Genomic DNA, 19,855 nt, shown 5'->3' on the forward strand with positions numbered 1-19,855 from the left:
GCCGGTCAGGCGGTGACGGGCTGGTTGCCGGGGCGCGCTGCCCAGGCCGCGTAGCTACCGTCGAGTTCGGCGATGTCATACCCCTGACGGCGCAGCGCGCTGGCGGCGACGCTATTGCGTACACCGCTCTGGCAGTAGGTGACGATCGTGCCGGCCTCGGGCTCGGGCAGCAGGTCGAGGTTCCAGAGCACGCGACCGCCGGAGAGCTGCTTGGCATCTGGCAGGTGGCCCTCAGCGTACTCGGTGCGGTTGCGCACATCGAGCAGCATCACCCCGTCAAAGCCGTCGAGAGCCTCCGGCTGCACGAGCTTCGGCTTGACGAGTTCGAGGCCGTCGAGTGAGGTGATGTAGCCGCGTACCGTGTCGATGCCGACCCGCATCAGGTGGTCGCGCATCTGCTGCGCCTCTTCGAGCGAGCCGGCGAGGAGCACGAGCGGGCGATCCTCGATCTGCGGATCATAGACCCACGCGCCGTAGCTCGCGGCCTTCGCGACGCCCGGGATGTTCAGGGAGCGCTCCACGGTACCTTCGTGCACCTTACTGTTGTGGCGGGTGTCCACGAAGATCACGGAGTCGGCATCGAGCGCCGACCGGAGTTCGTTTGCCGTGTATTCAACGAGTTCGGGCATATCGCCGATCACGGCTGGGCCGATCTTGTTCTCGATCTTCATGCGGCCGAAGTAGGCGTGAGCATCCGGCTGACCGCTGAGCAGTTCATCGACGAAGCCCTGTTCGTCGTCGTTCTTCAGATACTGGCTCCACCAGGAGAAGTTTCGCTCGTAGCCGACGGTCGACGCAGGGATCGCGCCGAGCGCTTTGCCGCACGCCGAACCGGAGCCGTGCGCCGGCAGCACCTGCACATAGTCGGGCAAGGTGAGGAAGCGGTCGCGCAGGCTTGCGAAGAGATCCCTCGCGCCCCGGAAGCGGGTGTCGACGAACCCGGCGGCCTCGTCGAGCAGGTCGGGGCGACCGAGGTCGCCGACGAACACGAAGTCGCCGGTGAGCATGAAACCCGGCTCGCTCGCCTGCGCCCCGTCGGTGATGAGGAACGACAGGTGCTCAGGCGTGTGCCCGGGCGTGTGCGAGGCCTCGACGGTGATGTTGCCGAGTCGGATGCGGTGGCCGTGCTTCATGCGCACGGCACTGTCGAAGTCGGGGCCGTACGTCCAGTCTGGCCCGCCCTCGTCGGAGACGTACATCCGGGCGCCGGTTCTCGCAGCGAGTTCGCGGGTGCCCGACAGGTAGTCGGCGTGGATGTGCGTCTCGGTGACGGCGACGATTCGCATGCCGTTCTTCACGGCCAGGTCGAGGTAGACATCGATGTCGCGGCGGGGATCGATGACGATGGCCTCGCCCTTCGCCTGACAGCCGATGAAATAGCTCGCCTGTGCGAGATCCTCGTCATAGATGCGTTCGAGCAGCATGATCAGTTCTTTCTCGAGTGATGTAGTGATTCAGGAGTCAGTTGCAGGTGCAGCGGTCGGCCTCGGGTACGCCGTAGAGGGCATCCTCGATGTGCTCGCCGCAGCCGGTCCAGGTGGGCCTGCCGCAGGCAGAGCAGGTGATTCGTGCGCACATAATGAGGGTCCTTCTGACGATGTGCTGGATGGATGAGTGGATCTCAGCCGGTTTCAGGAGGCGGGCTGCGTGCCGCGCTCGGCGATCTGCCGACGCACGTCGTCCATATCGAGGTCACGGGCGCCCTGGATGAGCTGGTCGAGCTGCGCAGGAGGGAGAACCCCAGGCTGGGCGTAGACCGGGATCCCGTCGCGGAACACCATGAGAGTCGGGATCGAGCTGATGCGGAAGCTCGCTGCGAGCTGCTGCTCGGCCTCGGTGTCAACCTTGCCGAACACAATGTCTGGATGCTGCTCGGAGGCGCGCTCGAAGGTGGGGGCAAATGCCCGGCACGGCCCGCACCACGCCGCCCAGAAATCGACGAACACGATGCCATCACCGTTCACGGCACCCTCGAAGGTGTCCAGCGTCAGATTCCTCGTAGCCATTGCCTGTTCCGTTCCTTCTCTGCGGTTTAGCGGCCGAACAGGCGGGAGAAGAACCCGCCCCGGTTTGCCTTCGCGGCATCGATTTGCGCCTGAGTGTGCTTGCCGTTGCACCAGTCCGATGCGGGCACGCCCGCCTTCACCATCGCGACATGCTGCCCACATCCCGCCCAGGTCGTCTTCCTGCATGTACGACAGGTCACCGCTCGACACATCACGCTCTCCTTGGTTCTATATACCCCAGGGGGTATCCTGCGGAATAGGATAACTATACCCAGGGGGGTATTATGTTTGTCAAGTCAGGTCGTTTCAACACAGTGAAGGAGGCAGAGGTCATGGGGCATGAGACAACAGCAGACCCTATTCCTGCTCAGCATGATGCGGAGGCGAAGCGCAAGGTGGTGAACCGCTTGCGTCGTGCACACGGGCAGCTCGCCGCGGTCATCGCCGCGGTGGAGCAGGACGCGCACTGCCGCGATGTCGTGCAGCAGCTCTCCGCCGTCTCCAAGGCGCTCGACCGGGCGGGGTTCCTTGTGATCTCCAGCGCATTGAAAGAATGCTTGAACCACCCAGGCAAGGAGGGCGCCCCCGATCAAGACGAACTCGAGAAACTCTTTCTCACGCTCGCCTAGCCGTCGGCCTCAACCTAACCCGCGGGGATTTCCATCACATCCCCACTCGCGAAGGCTCGTTAGCGTGACGGTGTCAACGGAGGGCAATTTCACTCTGATCGATCGTGCGCTCACAAGATACTGCGCGACCATCCAGAAGGGGTCGTGGTCAACATCGATGCCACAGCTTGATCTTCCCGTTTTCACATGCACCCCTGTGGCATGCCCACCACAACCCGCACCTAGCCCACTACACGCGCCGACAGCATTGATCTTCCCCTTGTTCTTCTGAATGAACGTATGCTACCGTGATAGATACGTCAGTTTCTGTAGTAGAAACGTCAGGTGGTGATCCCATGCATGGCGGCGTGATCCTGTTCCGGGGAACCGGAGCCGACGCGCGCCGTTATGTCGAGGCCGATCGCTCCCGTGCCGATGACTATTATCTCGGCGCGGATGCGTCTGTGGCGGCGTTCACCGCGCTCGACAGCGACGGCAACACGACCGCGGCGTTGGGGCTCGGCCCGGAGGCTTACTCCGGTTGGGTGGATTGGGTGAACCCGCTCACGGGTGAGTCGATGGGCAGGCCCCGTCTGCCGGGCGAGGGGCGGCGGGGGTCGCCCAGGTTTGCGGAGATGGTGGTGAACGCCCCGAAGTCGCTCTCGATCGCCGCAGCGCTCCACCCGGAGGTCTCCGAAGCTCTCGACCGGGCGCAGCAGGACGCGGTGGCGGAGATTCAGCGGTGGCTCGCCCAGCACTCCGCGACCCGCGTCGGGCCGCGCGGCAAGCAGGAGGTCGTGCCCGTCCAGCAGTTGCAGACGGTCGCGGTGTCGCACCGCACGTCGCGGGCGGGTGATCCGCACCGGCATATCCACTTTCAGATCGGCACCCGCGTGTGGGCGGCCGGGAAGTGGCGAGCTTTGGATACGGCGGCGTTGTTCCGGCAGCAGGGCGCGATCCGCGCTCTCGGCACCGCCGTGATCGCCGCGCATCCGGGGCTGGCGGAGGTGCTGGATCGGCACGGCCTGACCCTTGATCGGGTATCGGGTGAGGTGGTCGAGCTCGAGCGGTTCAACGGCGTGATGAGCAAGCGCGGCGAGCAAGTCCGCAAGCATCTTGAACGGCTTGAAGCGGAGTGGGAGGCGGCGCATTCGGGCGAGACTGTGGGGCCGGTCGTCTCGGCCCGGCTCGCGGCGAAAGCGTGGGCGTATGAGCGGCCTGCGAAGAAGCCCACCACCCTCCGCGAAGAACACGCTTGGGCGACGGAGCTGCGAGACGCCGGCTACGACCCGGAGACGTTGCGCCGGCCCGTGCGTCGTGCGCCGGTGTCGCTGGATGACCTCTCCGTGCAGACCGTGGCGAACCGGGCACTGGATCGGTGCGCCGCCAGTAGTTCGGCGTGGACGCGGCACACGGTGCAGGAGCACGCGACCCGGATCATGACGGAGTACGGCGTGCAAGCTGCACCCGACGAGATACGCGAGTTCGTGCGCATTGCAACGGCGTTGGCGATGGAGGATTGCTTCTCGATCCTCCCGCCCGGCGCACCGACACCGGAGCATGTGGCGCACCTCACAAGCCTGCGCGTCGTGCAGGCCGAGACAGAACTGCGCGATCTCCTGACCGCACGAGTGCCGAAGCGGGAACCGAAGCACCCCGACGGGCACGACGCGGCAAGGGCGCGGGGCCTGGATGCGGGGCAGGAGCGCGCCGCCGCTGCCGTTGCATCGACTGATCCGCTCGTGGTCGTGGAGGGTGCCGCGGGCGCGGGCAAGACCACGATGCTCAGTGTCGCAATCGAGGTCGCGGCGCAGCACGGGAGGGCGTCGCGGGTGGTTGCGCCGACGTTGCGCGCCGCGCAGGTCGCACACGACGAACTCGGGGTGCCCGCGACCAGTGTTGCGGCGCTCGTGCACGCCCACGGGTGGCGCTGGAACGTCGATGGCGTATGGACGCGCCTCGCACCCGGCGACACCGACCCCGAGACCGGGCGCACCTATCGCGGCCCGTCCGAGGATGCGCGGCTGGTGCGGGGGGAGCGGGTGATCGTTGACGAGGCCGGGATGCTCGACCAGGACACCGCAATCGCCCTCCTGACCGTCACCGCCGAGGCGGGCGCGACGGTCGCACTGATCGGGGATCGCGCGCAGCTCGCCGCAGTCGGTCGTGGCGGTGTGCTCGATATGGCCGCGCACATTCGGGGGCGCGCGTTCGATATGGCCGAGGTGCACCGCTTCACCGCCCCCGCCTACGCTGAGGTCACGCTACGGATGCGCGACGGCAAACAGCCCGGCGAAGTGTTCGACCAGCTCACAAGCCTCGGGCTGATCCGTCTGCACGAGAGCGGCGACGAGGCGGGCGAGCATATCGCCCAGGAGCGGCAGGACGGCGAAGCGATCACTGTCAGCACGAACGACGAGGCCCGCACTATCAATGCCCGGATCCGCGAGGAACGAGTCTCGCACGGTGTCGTCGACGACTCGACGACCGTGTACGGCAGCGACGGCCTGCCTATCGGGGCCGGGGATGTGATTCAGACGCGGAAGAACAACGCCAGCATTGGGGTGGCGAATCGGCAGCGATGGGTCGTGCAGCACGTCGAGGACGATGGCGCGCTCTCCGTGCGCGAGGCCGGGAGCGGGCGGAAGCGGCAGCGCACCCTGCGCCTCCCTGCCGACTATGTGGCCGAGCACGCGCACCTGTCGTATGCGGCGACCGCCTACGGGGTGCAGGGCGCGACCGTCGCCGGGTCGCACACGATCCTCACCGATGCCACCAGTGCCGCGGACGTGTACGTCGGCATGACCCGCGGGCGAGAGTCGAACATGCTGCACGTCGTCGCCGAGAGCCAGGCTGACGCCAGGGCGCAGTTCATCGAGGTGATGGATCGCGACCGTGCCGACCGCGGACTTGCCGACGCGACCCGCCGCGCCGTCGAGGACGTGGCCGGGTTGGTCGAGAACGGCCCCGTGCGGTTCGTGAACGATGAGATTGCGGCGCTCGACAAGCGTGCGGAGACGGCTGAGGCGCAGGCGGCACGCTGGCAACAGGTCAGCGCCGCTCTTGCCGACCTCAGCGACCGTGAGACCGAGGTACGGGAGAGGGCGCGAGCGGCCGAGCAGTCCGCACGGCAGCGCGCCGAGCAAGTGCGCGCCGAGGTCACCGCGCCGATCGTCTCCGCGGCGAAAGGGGCACTCGCCGACTGGGAGCAGGCCGACGCCGCTGAACAGGAAGCCAGCGAGCAGGTGCGGGTGGCGGCGTGGTTCGGGAAGCGCCGCGCCCGCGACGAACACGCGAACGCCCAGACGCGAACCGCCGAGGCACGCCAGCAGGTGACCGGCGAGTGGGGTGAACCGCCGAGATGGAACGAACGCGCCGATGCGTGGGTGGAGCGAGTCACCCGGCCCCGAATCGACAGCGACCCGCGCGTGATCGACGCCGAGCAGGAGCACCGGGCGGCACGCGACGCGCTGCTGCACCGGCCAGAGCGCGCACACACGGAACGACTGGCAGCATACGCGCGAGTGTTCGGCGCGGAGACCGTGATCCGCAATCAGCAGGCGTACCTCACCGCCAGCCCCGCGCAGCAAGCCGCACCAGCAGCGAAGACCGCGAAACAGGCGCGGGAGGAAGCCGCCCTGCTGCGCGCGCTCTCCCCGGCCGAGGCCGCAGAGAGGATCGAGCAGACCCGCGCAGCACAGGCCGCGTGGGAAGCTCGGCGTGCCGAGCGGGAGCGCGCCATGTCGCACGGCCATGAGGAGCGGCACCGGAGCGCGCCCCGGCACGACGGCCCGGCACGCGGCCTGTGACACTGCACGGGTGGGGCTGCCGCGGGCGCATCGCGCCCTTGCCCTCGGCTACCGTCCGAGGCTCGGGCCGCCCCGGTCGCCGCCGGGCGGGGCGTCGTGTCCGAACGCATCCAGCGGAGGCAGGGTGCGGCGGCGTTCGCGCGCGGCGTTCAGTTCCCGGTCGAGCACGGCAGGGTCACGGGTGCTCTTGCGTGTCGTGAAGCCCTGAGCATGTTCCTGCAGCAACCCCATCAGCCTGTCGTGCTGTTCGGCGTCCTCGACAGTGACGAGGCTCGGGCGAATCAGCGCGTCCAGGCCCGAGGGGTCTTGAACGATGGCGAGGGTGCGGGCGTGGGCGAACACGTCGCCGGGAATCTGCGACCAGTCGATGATCCATCCGGCATCGCGGGCGAGCTGGTTGAAGAAGACGTGCTGACTCCGGGTGTTCACATCCCGGAATGGATGGATCGCTGTCGTCTCGCCCCATACCCAGGCCAGCCCCTCAGAGAACTCGTCAGCGTCGAGCGCGCGCAGCCAGTTACTCCCGGCGAGGATACCGAAGATGCGCTCGGCCTCGGGCACGATGAACTGCGGGCGGCAGTGCGCGATACCGGTACCGCCGGGGTGGGTGTCGGTGTCGCGTATCTCACCGCCCCACGAGTACATATCCTGCGTCAGATAGGCGTGAATCGCTTGCAGGTGCGCAAGGTCGTACCCGCCGAGGATCGGATGCTCACGCAAGGCACCCATGCGGGCGCCAATGAAGTCGACCTCGGCGTCTTTCCAATCGTCATAGCCGGTGACGCCGAACTTGTTGACGAGAACGTCGCTGCCCGGATAGGTATACCGATCAGGCATCGCGACGCAATACGGTTCAGACGGTGCGGGCGGCCAGGCGTGCGCGGGTGCGAGCGGCGATCACTGCGACGGCCTCGTCTACGGTGATCTCTCCGCGCACCTGACGAGCCAGAAGCTGCACACCCTCGGGAGTCATTTCCTCGCCCGCGGTCTGCTGCCCGGCCTGCACTTCCGCAAGGACGCGCTGAACGTGCGCCTCGGATACGCGAGTCTTCGTAGCCATACGGGGTGCCTCCTTGTGGTCGGCGTTACGGGTTCAGTCTACGTCGCTCCGCCGACATTCCTCCGAGAACTCGGCGCGGGGGTGCCGAATCGGCACCGCCACAGCGCGCCGCCTACGACCCGTCGTGCTCGGGCGCGGTGTCGGCGAAGAGGGCGAGGAACTTCTCGCGGGGGATCACGATGCGACGCCCGAGCTTCACATGCGGGATCGTGCCCTCGTTGATGCTCGTGGTGATCGTGCGGGGATCGACCCCGAGCGCTTCGGCGGCTTCTTTGCGGGTGATGACCAGGCTGCGCCGCTTGCGGAGGTCGTCCATGTCCAGGGTGCTCTGCCGCATGAGGTCACCGTCCGATCCGATACAGGGAGATTGGGGGGTGCCTACCACGGTAGAAGCCAAACCTTGCTGTGTCAAGTACAACCGTGTATGTTCTTAGTATGGAAACAGAGAGGGTGCGGGGCAACCCGCCAGGACACACGAACCAGTACGTCGCCGGGAACATCCGCGCGGCCCGCCAAGCGATCGGCATGGACTTGCGCACCATGTCGAAGCTGCTGGACGACGCGGGGCGGAAACTCTCCCCGTCAGGGATCAGCAAGCTCGAAGCCGGGGATCGCCGCGTCGACGTGGACGACCTCACCGTGATCGCCTACCTGCTGCGCACCACCCCGGCGGCGCTCCTCACCCCACCCGACGCAGAAAGCGGCGTGACGGGAGTACCTGGGGAGTATCTGCCGGAAGAGATCGAGAAGTGGATGCAGGGTTCGCTCAAACTCACCCCGGAGGGGCTGCTGCACTACTGGCAGCAGGAATGGTTCGCTTGCCAGAACCGCATCCAGTATTACGAGTCCTCCCTCAACATCCCCGGCAGCGACCAACTCCCGAGCACCGAGACCTATAGGCAGCGCCTCGCGGAGCAGCGGGAACGCGCACGGTTCATCAGGGTGCGAGGTGAGCAGATCGACCCGACCGGGCGCGTACTCAGCGGCCCCGACTTCCTCGACCGCCTCGCCCCCGACAGCACCGAATAGCCGCCCCGGCGCACCTTGGCGCAACCGGCGACCCAATAGAAAGGATGCAGTGATGGCACGAAAGACCACGACCGCCGGGCACGAACCCGGCGCAAACACCACAGGCGAGGAGGTGAAACCAGCACGTCGTTCCCGTTCCCGGCAGCCCGGCTCGATCCAGGGCTACGAGACCGACAAGGGCAAAAGGTGGCGGTTCCAGATCTACGTCCTGAAAGACCCCGAGTACCCCGAGATGGGATCGCGCCGTCTCACCCGTTCCGGGTTCACCAGCACTGACGAAGCCAACGACGCCTTGCAGGAAGCGTTGAAGCAGCGAAAGCAGAACGAGAAGTTCGGAAGCAAGGTGCCCACCATTGGCGCGTACGCGGATGAGTGGGCGGCCGGTTTGAAGCTCGCGGCATCCACGATCAAGGGGTACAAGAAGATCATCCGCAACCACATCAAGCCCCAGCTCGGCACGATCCGGCTCGACAAACTCACCGCCACCAGGATCGCCCGCCACTATCGCGACCTCGAAGACCACGGCCGCAAGGACGAGTACGGCAAGGGCAAGCCCCTGTCGGCCAACAGCGTCCACAAGGTGCATGTCGTACTCGGTGCGATCCTCGACGCCGCGATTGACGACGGACACCTGACCGTGAACCCGGCGAAGAAGAAGCGCACCGTCAAGGCCCCGACCACGAGTGAGGTGCGGGCGCAGAAACCCGAAATCGCCACTTGGACGGCCGAACAGCTCGCCCTGTTCCTCACCTGGAACCGCGATGAACTGGAAGACGAACTGTTCCCCATGTGGCAACTCATCGCGTGCACCGGAATGAGGCGCAGTGAAGCCCTGGCGCTCAAGTGGAGCGATATCAACAGCAAGGCGATGCGGGTCAGTATCCGCCGCGCGGTCGACACCGACGACTGGACGAAGACCAAGCCCCCGAAGACCGGTAACGCCCGCGTGATCGACGTGGACGCCGAAACCCTCAAAGTCCTCGCGAGCTACAAGGTCGCCCGCGCCGAGGTCTCGTTCGAGCTGGCAAAAGCCGACGCCTATGTGTTCGGAGACGACGACGGCAAGCTCCGCTCACCCGATGCCATGACGAGCCGCTGGGATCGCCGCCTCAAGTGGGTGACCGCGAAGTACGACAGCCTGCACCGCGTCACCATCAAAGGTCTGCGTCACACCCACGCGACGCTGCTGCTCGAACTCGGCGAACACCCCAAGGTCGTCCAAGAGCGGTTGGGGCACTCAACGATCACCACGACGATGAACATCTACTCCCACGTCACCCCGACCATGCAGAGGTCGGCAGTAGACCGCTTCGCCGCCCACCTCGGGAACGCTTAGCACTTTTTCTAGCACTTCCAACACGAATGGCCCCCGACCTGAGAGATAGAATCCCAGGTCAGGGGCCATTTCATTCGTGTGCGCGAGGGGGGACTTGAACCCCCACGCCCTTGCAGGCACTGGCACCTGAAGCCAGCGCGTCTACCTATTCCGCCACTCGCGCAGTGTCTCGCTCCGGAGAACTCAACCTGCTAACACTAACATGACGAAACGCCTGACTCATACTCCGCGCGCACCCCGCGCGCGTCACCTCTCCAGGCAGCGTCCGTCCCCGCCATCCCGCCGGAATCACGTCCGATGAAGCGCGCATTCAGCGGGGCTGGCTACGATGGCCGTACCAGTCGGCATGCCAGAGGAACCTTGTGGGACTACTTGACAGCTTTGAGAAAGGTCTCGAGCGCGCAGTGAACAGCGCGTTCGCCAAGACCTTCCGCAGCGGCATCCAGCCCGTCGAGATCGCCTCCGCCCTGCGCCGTGAGGCCGACACCAAAGCGGCCGTGGTCAGCCGCGACCGCATCATCACCCCCAGTGACTACCTCGTGCGTCTCAGTCCCGACGATGACGAGCGGATGCGGGGACTCGGCGGCGCCCTGAACGACGAGCTCTACGCTTTGCTGACCAAGCACGCCCGCACCCAGGGCTACAGCTTCGCCGGCCCGCTGCACATCATCATCGAGGCAGACGAGCACGTCGCCACCGGCACGGTGCGCGTCAGCTCCTCCTCGGTGGAGAGCGGCGTCACCTGGCAGGGCGTGGTCGAGGTGGACGGCAAGCAGCACGTCCTGACCAGCGCGCGCACCATCATCGGCCGCGGCAGCGACGCGACCATCACCATCTCGGATGCCGGCTCCAGCCGCCGCCACGCGGAGGTGCTGTGGGACGGCGAGCGCGCCATGCTGCGCGACCTCGGCTCCACCAACGGCACCAAGGTCGACGGCCAGAAGGTGCGCGAGGCCGCACTCGGCCCCGGGTCCACCTTCACCATCGGGCGCACCCAGCTGACCTTCCGCGTCGTCCCCGCGACGGGCTCGGGCACTCAGGGGAGCAGAACGGGGGCCCTGCGATGAGCGAGCTCCTGCTGCTGGTGCTGCGGATCGTCTTCCTGGTGATGCTGTGGTTCTTCGTGTTCGCGGTGGTCTACTCGCTGCGCGCCGATCTGTTCGGCGTCCGCGTGCGCAAGATGCCGGCCGGCGAAGCCGCGGCAACCGCGCCTCCCGCGCCCGTGCACCAGGCGCCGCGCCCCAGCAGCGGCTCACACGCCAAGGCCGCCTCGCACCTGGTCATCACCTCCGGACCGAAGGAGGGCCTCGACGTGCCGCTGGGCACCGCCGACTCGCTCTCCATCGGGCGCTCCAGCGAATCCGGCCTGGTGATCCGCGACGACTACACCTCCAGCCACCACGCCAGGCTCACCCGACGCGGCGACATCTGGACACTGCAGGACCTGGGCTCCACCAACGGCACCTTCCTGAACGGCCAGAAGCTCAGCGACAAGCCCGTGCAGGTGCAGATCGGCACCCCCATCAAGGTGGGCGCCACGACCTTCGAGCTGCGAGCGTAGGGCCCGCATCCCGATGGTCTTCGAGGGCTCCAGCGTCGCGATCTCCCACACCGGGAAGGTCCGCTCCAACAACCAGGACTCCGGGTATTCCGGGGCCAACCTGTTCGTCGTCGCCGACGGCATGGGCGGTCACGCGGGCGGAGACGTGGCATCGAGCATCGCGATCGGCCGCATGAAGGGCCTCGACCAGCACTACGACTCCACCGACGACGCCCAGGCCACCCTGCAGGCTGCCGCCACCACCGCAGCGGCCGACCTGGTGCGCGCCTCGAAGGAGCGCCCCGAGCTGGCAGGCCTGGGCACCACGCTCAGCGCCATCATCATGGTCGACGACCACGCCGTCATCGGCCACATCGGCGACTCGCGCATCTACCTGTACCGCGACGACGCGCTCACCCAGATCACCACCGACCACACCTTCGTGCAGCGGCTGGTCGACTCGGGCCGCATCACGCTCGAAGAGGCCAGGTACCACCCGCGCCGCTCGGTGCTCATGCGCGTGCTCAGCGACATGGACATCGCCCCGGACCTGGACCTTTTCGTCATGCCCACGCGCCCAGGCGACCGGTGGCTGCTCTGCTCCGACGGCCTCTCCGGCGTGGTCGACGATGTGCACATCGCGAAGGCCATGAGCCACGGCCTCGCCCCGGGCCGCACGGCCGACATCCTGCTCAAGCAAGCCCTCGACGGCGGCGCCCCCGACAACGTCACGGTCGTGCTCGTGGACGTCGGCGGCGCGCATCCGCTCTCCTCCGGCACCCCGACCGTGGTCGGCGCGGCATCCGACCCGACCAGCATCCCGGTGCCCGCCGCGCGCGCCTCCCTCACCGGCTGGCTGCACCCCGTGCTGCAGGCGGCCAACGAGCCCAGCCACTTCGAGCCCGACTCGGACTACTTCGAGGAGATCATCGAGGAGGACAGGCGTCGTCGCGGCCGTCGGCGCATCGCGTGGCTCGCGGCCCTGGTGGTCGTCCTGCTCGCGCTGGTCGGCTGCGGCATCCTCGCCTACAACTGGACGCAGACGCGCTACTTCGTCGGCGCCGACGACGACAGCGTGGTGATCTACCGCGGCGTGCAGCAGGACCTCGGTCCCATCAAGCTGTCCACCGAGGTCAAGGACACGTTCATCCTGCTGGCCGACCTGCCCAACTACCAGCGCGCCTCGGTGGAGCGCACCATCAACGCGCGTTCGTACGCCGACGCGATCGCCATCACCGAGCGCCTGCGCGTGAGCGCGCTGCCGCCGGTGCCCGTCCCGATCCCATCGCCCACGCCGGATGCACCGGAGCCCACTCCGACGGAGGTGCCGACGCCATGACCGACGTCGCCGCCGACACCAGCGTCCTGAAGGCGCTGAAGAGGATCCGGATGCCGCAGAAGCAGCGCAACCGGGAGTTCTGGCTGCTGCTGTTCGCCCTGCTGCTGGCGGGCTCCGCGCTCACGCTCGTGCAGCTGGGCGCCCTGCACACCATCGATTCGATGATCCTCGCGATCGGCGGGGGCCTCGCCGTGCTGGCGTTCACCGTGCACGTGGTGCTGCGCGCCGTGGCATCCGACGCCGATCCGTTCGTGCTGCCCATCGCGACCCTGCTGACGGGCCTGGGCACCGCGATGATCTACCGCATCGACATCGCCAAGCAGCTCTCCGGCTGGCCGGCGTTCTCGAACAAGCAGCTCGCCTGGACCGCCATCTCGCTGGCCGGCGTCATCGCGCTGGTGATCGCGCTGCGCAACTACCGCGTGCTGTACCGGTACACGTACATCTTCGGCCTGGCCGGGATCGTGCTGCTGATCCTGCCGTTCATCCCCGGGCTCAAGGCCCGCGGCTCCAACGCCGACGTGTGGGTGTCGCTGGGCGGCTTCATCTCGTTCCAGCCGGGCGAGCTGGCCAAGATCTGCCTGGCCGTCTTCTTCGCCGGGTACCTCGTGCGCACCCGCGAGAGCCTCAGCTCGGTGGGCACCCGGTTCCTCGGGATGACGTGGCCGCGCATGCGCGAGCTGGGCCCCGTGCTGGTGGTGTGGATCCTGTCGCTGCTGATCATCGTCACCCAGCGCGACCTCGGCACCGGCGTGCTGCTCTTCGGGATGTTCATCGCCATGCTGTACGTCGCCACGGGCAAGACCAGCTGGGTGCTGATCGGCCTGGCCGGCGTCGCCCTCGGCGCCTTCCTGGCCACCCGGGTGCTGGCCTACGTGCAGCGCCGCTTCGTCAACTGGCTGGACGCGTTCAACCCCGACATCATCGGCAAGCAGGGTGGCAGCTACCAGCTCGTCGAGGGCATCTTCGGCCTGGCCCGCGGCGGCCTGATCGGCACCGGCTGGGGCCAGGGGCGCCCGCAGATCACCCCGCTGGCCAACAGCGACTACATCATCCCGAGCCTCGGCGAGGAGCTCGGCATCGTCGGACTGTTCGCGATCCTCTGCCTGTACATGGTGTTCGTCAGCCGCGGCCTGCGCATCGGGCTGGCGGGACAGGACGACTTCGGCAAGCTGCTGGCCACCGGGCTCTCGTTCACGCTCGCCCTGCAGGTGTTCATCATGGTCGGCGGCGTCACCCGCGTCATCCCGCTGACGGGTCTGACCACGCCGTTCCTGGCGGCCGGCGGATCGTCGCTGGTCGCCAACTGGCTCATCGTCGCGCTGCTGCTGCGCATCAGCGACGGCGTGCGCCGCCAGCCCCGGGTGGTGATCGGATGACCAGAGAGCTGCGGCGCCTCAGCTTCGTGATCCTCGCGATGTTCATCGCGCTGTTCGTCGCCACCAGCTGGATCCAGGTGGTGGATGCCGACAATCTCGCGCAGAACCCGGCCAACACCCGCACGCGGCTGGACAGCTACCAGATCCAGCGCGGGTCACTGCTGGTCGGCGGCAACGCCATCGCGACGTCTGTGCCGGTTGCGGATCGCTACCAGTACCAGCGGGTGTACACGGATGCCGCGATGTGGGCGCCCGTGACCGGCTACTACAACCCGGCGCTGCAGTCCTCGACCGGCATCGAGCAGGCGCTGAATCCGGAGCTCTCCGGCTCGAGTTCGAACTCGCTGGTCGCCGAGGTGGAGCGCATCCTGTCCGGTCAGCCCCAGCAGGGACTCAGCGCGCAGCTGACCATGAGCGCGACGGCGCAGAAGGCCGCGTGGGACGCGCTGAACGAGAAGGGCTACAAGGGCGCAGTGGTGGCCCTGGAGCCGTCCACCGGCCGCGTGCTGGCGATGGTCTCCACCCCGGGCTTCGACACCAACAAGCTGGCCGCGCATGACACCTCCGCGGTCGACGCCGAGCACGATCGGCTGGTCGCCGACCCGCTGAAGCCGCTGTACAACAGGGCCATCGCGGGCAACCTGAACCCTCCCGGCTCCACGTTCAAGCTCGTGGTCGCGACGGCCGCACTCGCGTCCGGCGACTACACGATGGAGTCCACCCTGCCGAACCCCGCGCGCTACACGCTGCCGGGCACCTCGCAGCAGATCTCCAACGCCTGGAGCGGCACCTGCGGACCCGGCGAGACCACCACGATCGCCGATGCGATCCGGCTCAGCTGCAACATCCCGATGGCCGAGCTGGCCGCCGAGCTGGGAGATGACGCCATCCGCGCCACGGCTGAGAAGTATGGGTTCAACTCCGAGCTCGACATCCCGCTCGCCGTCACCCCGTCCAAGTACCCGGACAGGCTCAACGCCCCGGAGACCGCGCTGACGGGATTCGGCCAGGGCGATGTGAGAGCGACGCCGCTGCAGATGGCCATGGTGGCCGCCGGCATCGCCAACGGGGGAGCGGTGATGAAGCCGCGGATGGTGGACGCCATCATCGCCGACGACTTCGCGCCCTACAAGAAGTACAGCGACGAGGCTCTCGACCAGGTGATGAGCGCCGAGCAGGCCAAGTCGCTGACCTCCGTGATGGTGCAGGGGGTCGCTTCCGGAGCGGCGACGGGTGCAAGAATAGACGGCGTCGATGTCGCCGGAAAGACGGGAACCGCCCAGAACGGCGGGAACCCGTACACGCTGTGGTTCACAGGTTTCGCGCCGGCGGAGAATCCGAAGGTTGCGGTGGCAGTCGTCGTCGAAGACGGCGGTGGTAAGGGACAGTCGGGTTCCGGCGATGGAATCGCCGCCCCGATTGCGAAGAAAGTCATAGAGGCGGTGCTGGGCAGATGAGGCCGACGCAGGGTGTGTCGTTCGGTGGTCGCTACGAGCTGCAGTCGCGGATCGCGATCGGCGGCATGGGCGAGGTGTGGGAGGCGACCGATCACGTCATCGGACGCACGGTCGCCATCAAGATCCTCAAGGACGAGTACATGGGCGATCCGGGCTTCCTGGAGCGCTTCCGCGCCGAGGCCCGCCATGCTGCCCTGGTCAACCACGAGGGCATCGCCAGCGTGTTCGACTACGGCGAGGAGAACGGCTCGGCTTTCCTGGTCATGGAGCTGGTGCCCGGCGAGGCGCTGTCCACGATCCTCGAGCGCGACGGCGCGCTGAGCCCCGACAAGACCCTCGATTACGTCGCGCAGACGGCATCCGCCCTGCAGGCCGCCCACGCGGCCGGCCTGGTGCACCGCGACATCAAGCCGGGCAACCTGCTGATCACGCCCGACGGCCGCGTGAAGATCACCGACTTCGGCATCGCCCGCATCGCCGACCAGGTGCCGCTGACCGCCACCGGTCAGGTGATGGGCACCGTGCAGTACCTCTCGCCCGAGCAGGCCTCCGGCCATTCGGCATCCCCCGCCACCGACGTGTACTCCCTGGGCATCGTCGCCTACGAGTGCCTGGCGGGCAAGCGCCCGTTCACGGGCGAGTCGCAGGTGGCCATCGCGATGGCGCAGATCAATGAGCAGCCCCCACCGCTGCCGGCGGCGGTCCCGGTTCCCGTGCAGAACCTCGTGATGTCGATGATCGCGAAGAAGCCCGCCGACCGGCCCTCGTCGGCGGCGACCGTCGCGCGCGCCGCACAGGCACTGCGCCGCGGCGACCTCAACTCCGCCGCCATCGCGGTTCCGGCCATCGCCGGAGCAGGAGTGGCGAGCGCGGACGACGCGACGCGCATCCTCACCGGGATGGGCGACGGCGCCGCCACCACGATCATGCCCACCACGGCGCAGCTGCCGACCGAGCAGGCGGCAGAGCTGGCTGGCGAGACCAAGAAGAAGAAGAAGAAGAAGCGCAGCCCGTGGACGTGGCCGCTGATCGCGCTGATCGCGCTGCTGGTGCTGGCGCTGGGCGGCACGCTGATCGGCCTGCTGTCCAACCAGGACGACAACAAGGCCCCGGTGAAGACGACGAGCTCGATCACCACTCCGTCGACCGAGCCGACGCCGGAGGACTCGCCCACGCCGACCACCCCGGCCACCGTGAACGTGGACTCGCTGAATCTCAAGGGCATGACCTGCGACGCGGCGACCAAGACGCTGGACGACAACGGCCTGATCGCGGACTGCCAGCCCGGCAACCCGGCCGAGTCCCAGGACCAGGCCGGCAGGATCTACCAGATCGACGACGGCGGCAACCAGGACGTGGGAGCCACCATCCGGATGTTCTACTACACCGATCAGGTGGCCATCCCCAAGCCCCAGACGGCGCCGAGCATCCCGGGCACCGTGACCGAGGGCAAGGAGGCGACCGTCAACTGGAACAGCTACGTCTGCCCGTCCGGCGCCGGCCCGCTCACCTCGTACGAGGTCACGCTCACCAACGCCAAGTTCAAGGCGGATCCGACCAAGACCACCATGAGCTTCACCCCGGGTACCGGCTCCGCCGTGATCGTCGTCGACGCGGGCACGGCCGGCAAGACCGTCACGGCCACCTACCTCGCGTACTGCGGCGACCGGGCATCCGACATGTCCAACTCCGGCACGTCCACCAGCATCCAGCCGGCGGTCACCGCCCCGGTCGAGGGTGTCAACCCGCCTCCCGCTCAATAGTCAGGGACGGCCGGGTAATCTGGCTGGAGAGTTTCAGGAGCACCAAGGGGGAGACGGGACGTGTCGACAGAACCGCGCATTCTCGCCGACCGTTACCGCGTCGATGAGGTGATCGGCAAAGGCGGCATGGCGCAGGTGCACCGCGGCTACGACCTGACGCTCGGCCGCGAGGTCGCCATCAAGATCCTCGACCCCGAGCTGGCGCGCGACACGACGTTCCGCACACGGTTCCGGATGGAGGCCCAGGCGGCGTCGCGCATGTCGCACCCGTCGATCGTTCGGGTGTTCGACGCCGGGGATCCCGGCTCCGCCTCCGGTGCGCACGCCGGCGACGAGCCCTACATCGTCATGGAGCTCGTGCACGGCACGCTGCTGAAGGACATCATCGCGAAGGGTCCGGTCTCGGTCGCCGACGCGGTGCGGTACGCCGACGGCATCCTCGAGGCACTCGACTACTCGCACCGCGCCGGGGTCGTACACCGCGACATCAAGCCCGGCAACGTGATGATCACCGAGTCCGGCGCGGTGAAGGTGATGGACTTCGGCATCGCCCGTGCGGTCTCGGACTCGTCATCGACGGTCGCCGAGACCACGCAGATCATCGGCACCGCCGCGTACTTCTCGCCCGAGCAGGCGAAGGGCGAGTCGGTCGACTCGCGCACCGACCTGTACTCGACCGGCGTGGTGCTGTACGAGATGCTCACGGGACGCCAGCCGTTCCGCGGCGATTCCCCGGTGGCCGTCGCCTACCAGCACGTCAGCGAGACCCCCGTTCCGCCGTCCGAGGTCGACGAAGAGCTGCCGCGGGCACTGGATGCCGTGGTGCTGCGCGCACTGGCCAAGGACCCGTACCAGCGCTTTCCGGATGCCGGTGCGTTCCGCGCCTCGCTGGATGCCGCCACGACGGGCGAGGCGCTGACGAAGAAGCAGATCGGTGCGCTCACCAGCGAGCTGTACGGGCCGAGCCCGCGGCAGGCGCAGGAGACCGCGCGGTCGCTGCGTCAGCTGAGCACCGACACGACCATGACCCGCACCCAGTCCGGGCCTCCGGTGGCGTGGATCTGGGCGGGGGTCGCGCTGCTGGCGGTGCTGCTGGTGTCGGTGCTGTTCTGGGTCGTGCGGCTGTCGATCCAGCCCGCCGAGGTGCCGACCACGAGCATCACCGTGCCGAACCTGGTGGGGATGCCGGTCGATCAAGCCCAGGCCGACCTGAAGGACAAGGGTCTGAAGACCGACGTGCGCGACGAGTCCAGCGCGGACGTCGCCGAGGGCCAGGTCATCCGCTCGCAGCCGACGACGGGTGCCAAGGTCTCCAAGGGCGAATCGATCGTGCTGTACGTGTCCACCGGCGCCGAGACCATCGAGATGCCCGTGATCGAGGGCCTCTCGCAGGATGCCGCGGAGAAGATCCTGGCTGACGCCAAGCTCACGCTCGGCACCGTCGAGCAGACCAACAATCCGACGGCCAAGGCCGGCACCGTCCTCCAGTCCAGTCAGAAGGCCGGAACGCAGGTCACGCCGGGCACCACGGTGAACCTGGTGGTGGCCAACGGCCAGGTGACGGTCAAGGACATGACGGGCTTCACCGTCGATGCCGCGACCAAGGAGCTCGAGGCGCTCTCGCTGACGGTCACGAAGGACGACCTGGGTCCGTGCGCCGAAGGGCAGGCGCCGAACACGGTGCTGTCGATGTCGGTCGCACCCGGCGAGGTGCCCATCCTGTCGACCGTGGGCCTGAGCTACTGCTCTGCCGCTCAGTGACTCGTCGCTGATCCCGCCTGCGCGGCGCTCGCCAGCCAGTTGTCCAGCAGCCGGTGCCCGTGCTCGGTGAGGACGCTCTCGGGGTGGAACTGCACGCCGACGATGGGCAGGCTCTCGTGCTCGAGGGCCATGATCGTGCCGCGCTCGGCCCACGCCGTCACCCGCAGGGCGGCGGGCAGGGTCGCCTCGTCGACGGCCAGTGAGTGGTAGCGTCCGGCGGCGAAGGGGGAGCGGATGCCGGCGAAGAGCGCCGAGCCGTCATGGGTGACCTGTGAGACCATGCCGTGCATGAGCTCGGGAGCCCGACTCACCGTGCCGCCGAAGGCCTCGGCGATGGCCTGATGGCCCAGGCACACGCCCAGCAGCGGCATCCGCCTCTCCGCCGCGGCGCGCACGACCGCGAGCGAGGCGCCGGCCTCGGCAGGCGTGCCGGGGCCAGGGGAGATCATGACGGCGTCGTGCCCGCGGAGCCGGGCCGACAGGTCTCCGGCATCCAGGGCATCCGCTTCGACCATCTCAACGTCTGCACCCAGCTCGCTCAGGTAGCCGATCAGGGTGTGCACGAAGCTGTCGTGGTTGTCGACCACCAGCACGCGCACGGTCATTGCACGTCGACTTCGCCGGGCGTGATGAACGGGCTCACCCACGGGAAGACGTAGAAGAACAGCGCGTACAGGATCGCTGCCACCACGATCAGCAGGATGATCACGCGCACCCACCACGGTCCTGGCAGCAGGCGCCACAGGGCTGCATACATCGGCGTTCTCC

At 67.7% G+C, this 19,855-nt stretch carries 19 protein-coding genes and 1 tRNA gene; 11 read left to right on the forward strand and 9 right to left on the reverse strand.

Annotated elements, in window-relative coordinates; translation table 11 throughout:
* Positions 1-5 precede the first annotated feature (5 nt).
* The 3 genes from Q0568_RS06260 to Q0568_RS06270 all read right to left on the reverse strand — a co-directional run bounded on the left by Q0568_RS06260 (position 6) and on the right by Q0568_RS06270 (position 2,218).
* Positions 6-1,424, reverse strand: coding sequence for an MBL fold metallo-hydrolase (locus Q0568_RS06260; protein WP_298863933.1), 1,419 nt, complete (start codon positions 1,422-1,424; stop codon positions 6-8).
* A gap of 207 nt (positions 1,425-1,631) precedes the next feature.
* The gene (trxA, locus tag Q0568_RS06265; RefSeq protein WP_209705297.1) at positions 1,632-2,006 is read right to left on the reverse strand and encodes a thioredoxin; all 375 of its coding nucleotides are present in this window, start codon (positions 2,004-2,006) and stop codon (positions 1,632-1,634) included.
* Positions 2,007-2,032: 26 nt separating this feature from the next.
* Positions 2,033-2,218 (reverse strand): hypothetical protein, encoded by a 186-nt coding sequence (locus Q0568_RS06270; RefSeq protein WP_206475469.1) that lies wholly within the window; start codon positions 2,216-2,218, stop codon positions 2,033-2,035.
* A 120-nt stretch (positions 2,219-2,338) separates the two neighbouring features.
* Between Q0568_RS06270 and Q0568_RS06275 the strand changes: the two genes are divergently transcribed.
* Entirely contained in the window at positions 2,339-2,635 is a 297-nt protein-coding gene (locus Q0568_RS06275) for a metal-sensitive transcriptional regulator (RefSeq protein WP_209705296.1), read from the forward strand.
* A 335-nt stretch (positions 2,636-2,970) separates the two neighbouring features.
* The gene (gene mobF / locus Q0568_RS06280; RefSeq protein ID WP_298863949.1) at positions 2,971-6,423 is read left to right on the forward strand and encodes a MobF family relaxase; all 3,453 of its coding nucleotides are present in this window, start codon (positions 2,971-2,973) and stop codon (positions 6,421-6,423) included.
* Positions 6,424-6,471: 48 nt separating this feature from the next.
* Here the strand turns inward: mobF and Q0568_RS06285 are convergent, their stop codons facing one another.
* The 3 genes from Q0568_RS06285 to Q0568_RS06295 form a co-directional block, all read right to left on the reverse strand.
* Entirely contained in the window at positions 6,472-7,260 is a 789-nt protein-coding gene (locus Q0568_RS06285) for a Fic family protein (RefSeq protein ID WP_298863951.1), read from the reverse strand.
* 16 nt (positions 7,261-7,276) lie between these two features.
* A complete protein-coding gene (locus tag Q0568_RS06290) occupies positions 7,277-7,483 on the reverse strand; it encodes a hypothetical protein (protein WP_206475471.1) in 207 nt (68 codons plus the stop codon).
* A gap of 112 nt (positions 7,484-7,595) precedes the next feature.
* Positions 7,596-7,820 (reverse strand): helix-turn-helix domain-containing protein, encoded by a 225-nt coding sequence (locus tag Q0568_RS06295; protein ID WP_124970892.1) that lies wholly within the window; start codon positions 7,818-7,820, stop codon positions 7,596-7,598.
* A 188-nt stretch (positions 7,821-8,008) separates the two neighbouring features.
* Between Q0568_RS06295 and Q0568_RS06300 the strand changes: the two genes are divergently transcribed.
* Positions 8,009-8,512, forward strand: a complete 504-nt coding sequence (locus tag Q0568_RS06300; RefSeq protein ID WP_298863969.1) for a hypothetical protein — start codon at positions 8,009-8,011, stop codon at positions 8,510-8,512.
* 52 nt (positions 8,513-8,564) lie between these two features.
* Positions 8,565-9,848 carry a tyrosine-type recombinase/integrase gene (locus tag Q0568_RS06305; RefSeq protein ID WP_298863972.1) on the forward strand — a complete coding sequence of 428 codons (1,284 nt, stop codon included), beginning with the start codon at positions 8,565-8,567 and terminating at the stop codon, positions 9,846-9,848.
* Positions 9,849-9,927: 79 nt separating this feature from the next.
* Here the strand turns inward: Q0568_RS06305 and Q0568_RS06310 are convergent.
* Positions 9,928-10,011, reverse strand: a tRNA-Leu gene (locus tag Q0568_RS06310).
* Positions 10,012-10,210: 199 nt separating this feature from the next.
* Here Q0568_RS06310 and Q0568_RS06315 point away from each other — a divergent pair.
* Genes Q0568_RS06315 through pknB form a run of 7 tightly spaced genes read left to right on the forward strand, consistent with a single transcriptional unit; the run spans position 10,211 to position 19,087 of the window.
* On the forward strand, positions 10,211-10,915 hold the full coding sequence (locus Q0568_RS06315) for a DUF3662 and FHA domain-containing protein (RefSeq protein WP_298863974.1): 705 nt from the start codon (positions 10,211-10,213) through the stop codon (positions 10,913-10,915).
* Complete coding sequence (locus Q0568_RS06320) at positions 10,912-11,409, forward strand: FHA domain-containing protein (RefSeq protein ID WP_298863977.1); 498 nt, start codon at positions 10,912-10,914, stop codon at positions 11,407-11,409. The genes Q0568_RS06315 and Q0568_RS06320 overlap by 4 nt, the downstream gene beginning before the upstream one ends.
* A 13-nt stretch (positions 11,410-11,422) precedes the next feature.
* Positions 11,423-12,727, forward strand: coding sequence for a protein phosphatase 2C domain-containing protein (locus Q0568_RS06325; protein ID WP_298863980.1), 1,305 nt, complete (start codon positions 11,423-11,425; stop codon positions 12,725-12,727).
* On the forward strand, positions 12,724-14,106 hold the full coding sequence (locus Q0568_RS06330) for an FtsW/RodA/SpoVE family cell cycle protein (RefSeq protein ID WP_298863983.1): 1,383 nt from the start codon (positions 12,724-12,726) through the stop codon (positions 14,104-14,106). Before Q0568_RS06325 ends, Q0568_RS06330 begins: the two co-directional genes overlap by 4 nt.
* The gene (locus tag Q0568_RS06335; RefSeq protein ID WP_298863986.1) at positions 14,103-15,563 is read left to right on the forward strand and encodes a penicillin-binding protein 2; all 1,461 of its coding nucleotides are present in this window, start codon (positions 14,103-14,105) and stop codon (positions 15,561-15,563) included. Before Q0568_RS06330 ends, Q0568_RS06335 begins: the two co-directional genes overlap by 4 nt.
* On the forward strand, positions 15,560-17,326 hold the full coding sequence (locus Q0568_RS06340; RefSeq protein ID WP_298863989.1) for a serine/threonine-protein kinase: 1,767 nt from the start codon (positions 15,560-15,562) through the stop codon (positions 17,324-17,326). The genes Q0568_RS06335 and Q0568_RS06340 overlap by 4 nt, the downstream gene beginning before the upstream one ends.
* A 60-nt stretch (positions 17,327-17,386) precedes the next feature.
* Entirely contained in the window at positions 17,387-19,087 is a 1,701-nt protein-coding gene (gene pknB / locus Q0568_RS06345; protein WP_298863993.1) for a Stk1 family PASTA domain-containing Ser/Thr kinase, read from the forward strand.
* Here pknB and Q0568_RS06350 read toward each other — a convergent pair.
* Complete coding sequence (locus Q0568_RS06350) at positions 19,081-19,692, reverse strand: aminodeoxychorismate/anthranilate synthase component II (RefSeq protein ID WP_298863996.1); 612 nt, start codon at positions 19,690-19,692, stop codon at positions 19,081-19,083. The genes pknB and Q0568_RS06350 overlap by 7 nt on opposite strands.
* A complete protein-coding gene (locus tag Q0568_RS06355; RefSeq protein WP_298863999.1) occupies positions 19,689-19,844 on the reverse strand; it encodes a hypothetical protein in 156 nt (51 codons plus the stop codon). Before Q0568_RS06355 ends, Q0568_RS06350 begins: the two co-directional genes overlap by 4 nt.
* Positions 19,845-19,855 lie beyond the last annotated feature (11 nt).

Origin of the sequence: uncultured Microbacterium sp. (genome assembly GCF_937927635.1) — a bacterium.
GTDB lineage: Bacteria > Actinomycetota > Actinomycetes > Actinomycetales > Microbacteriaceae > Microbacterium.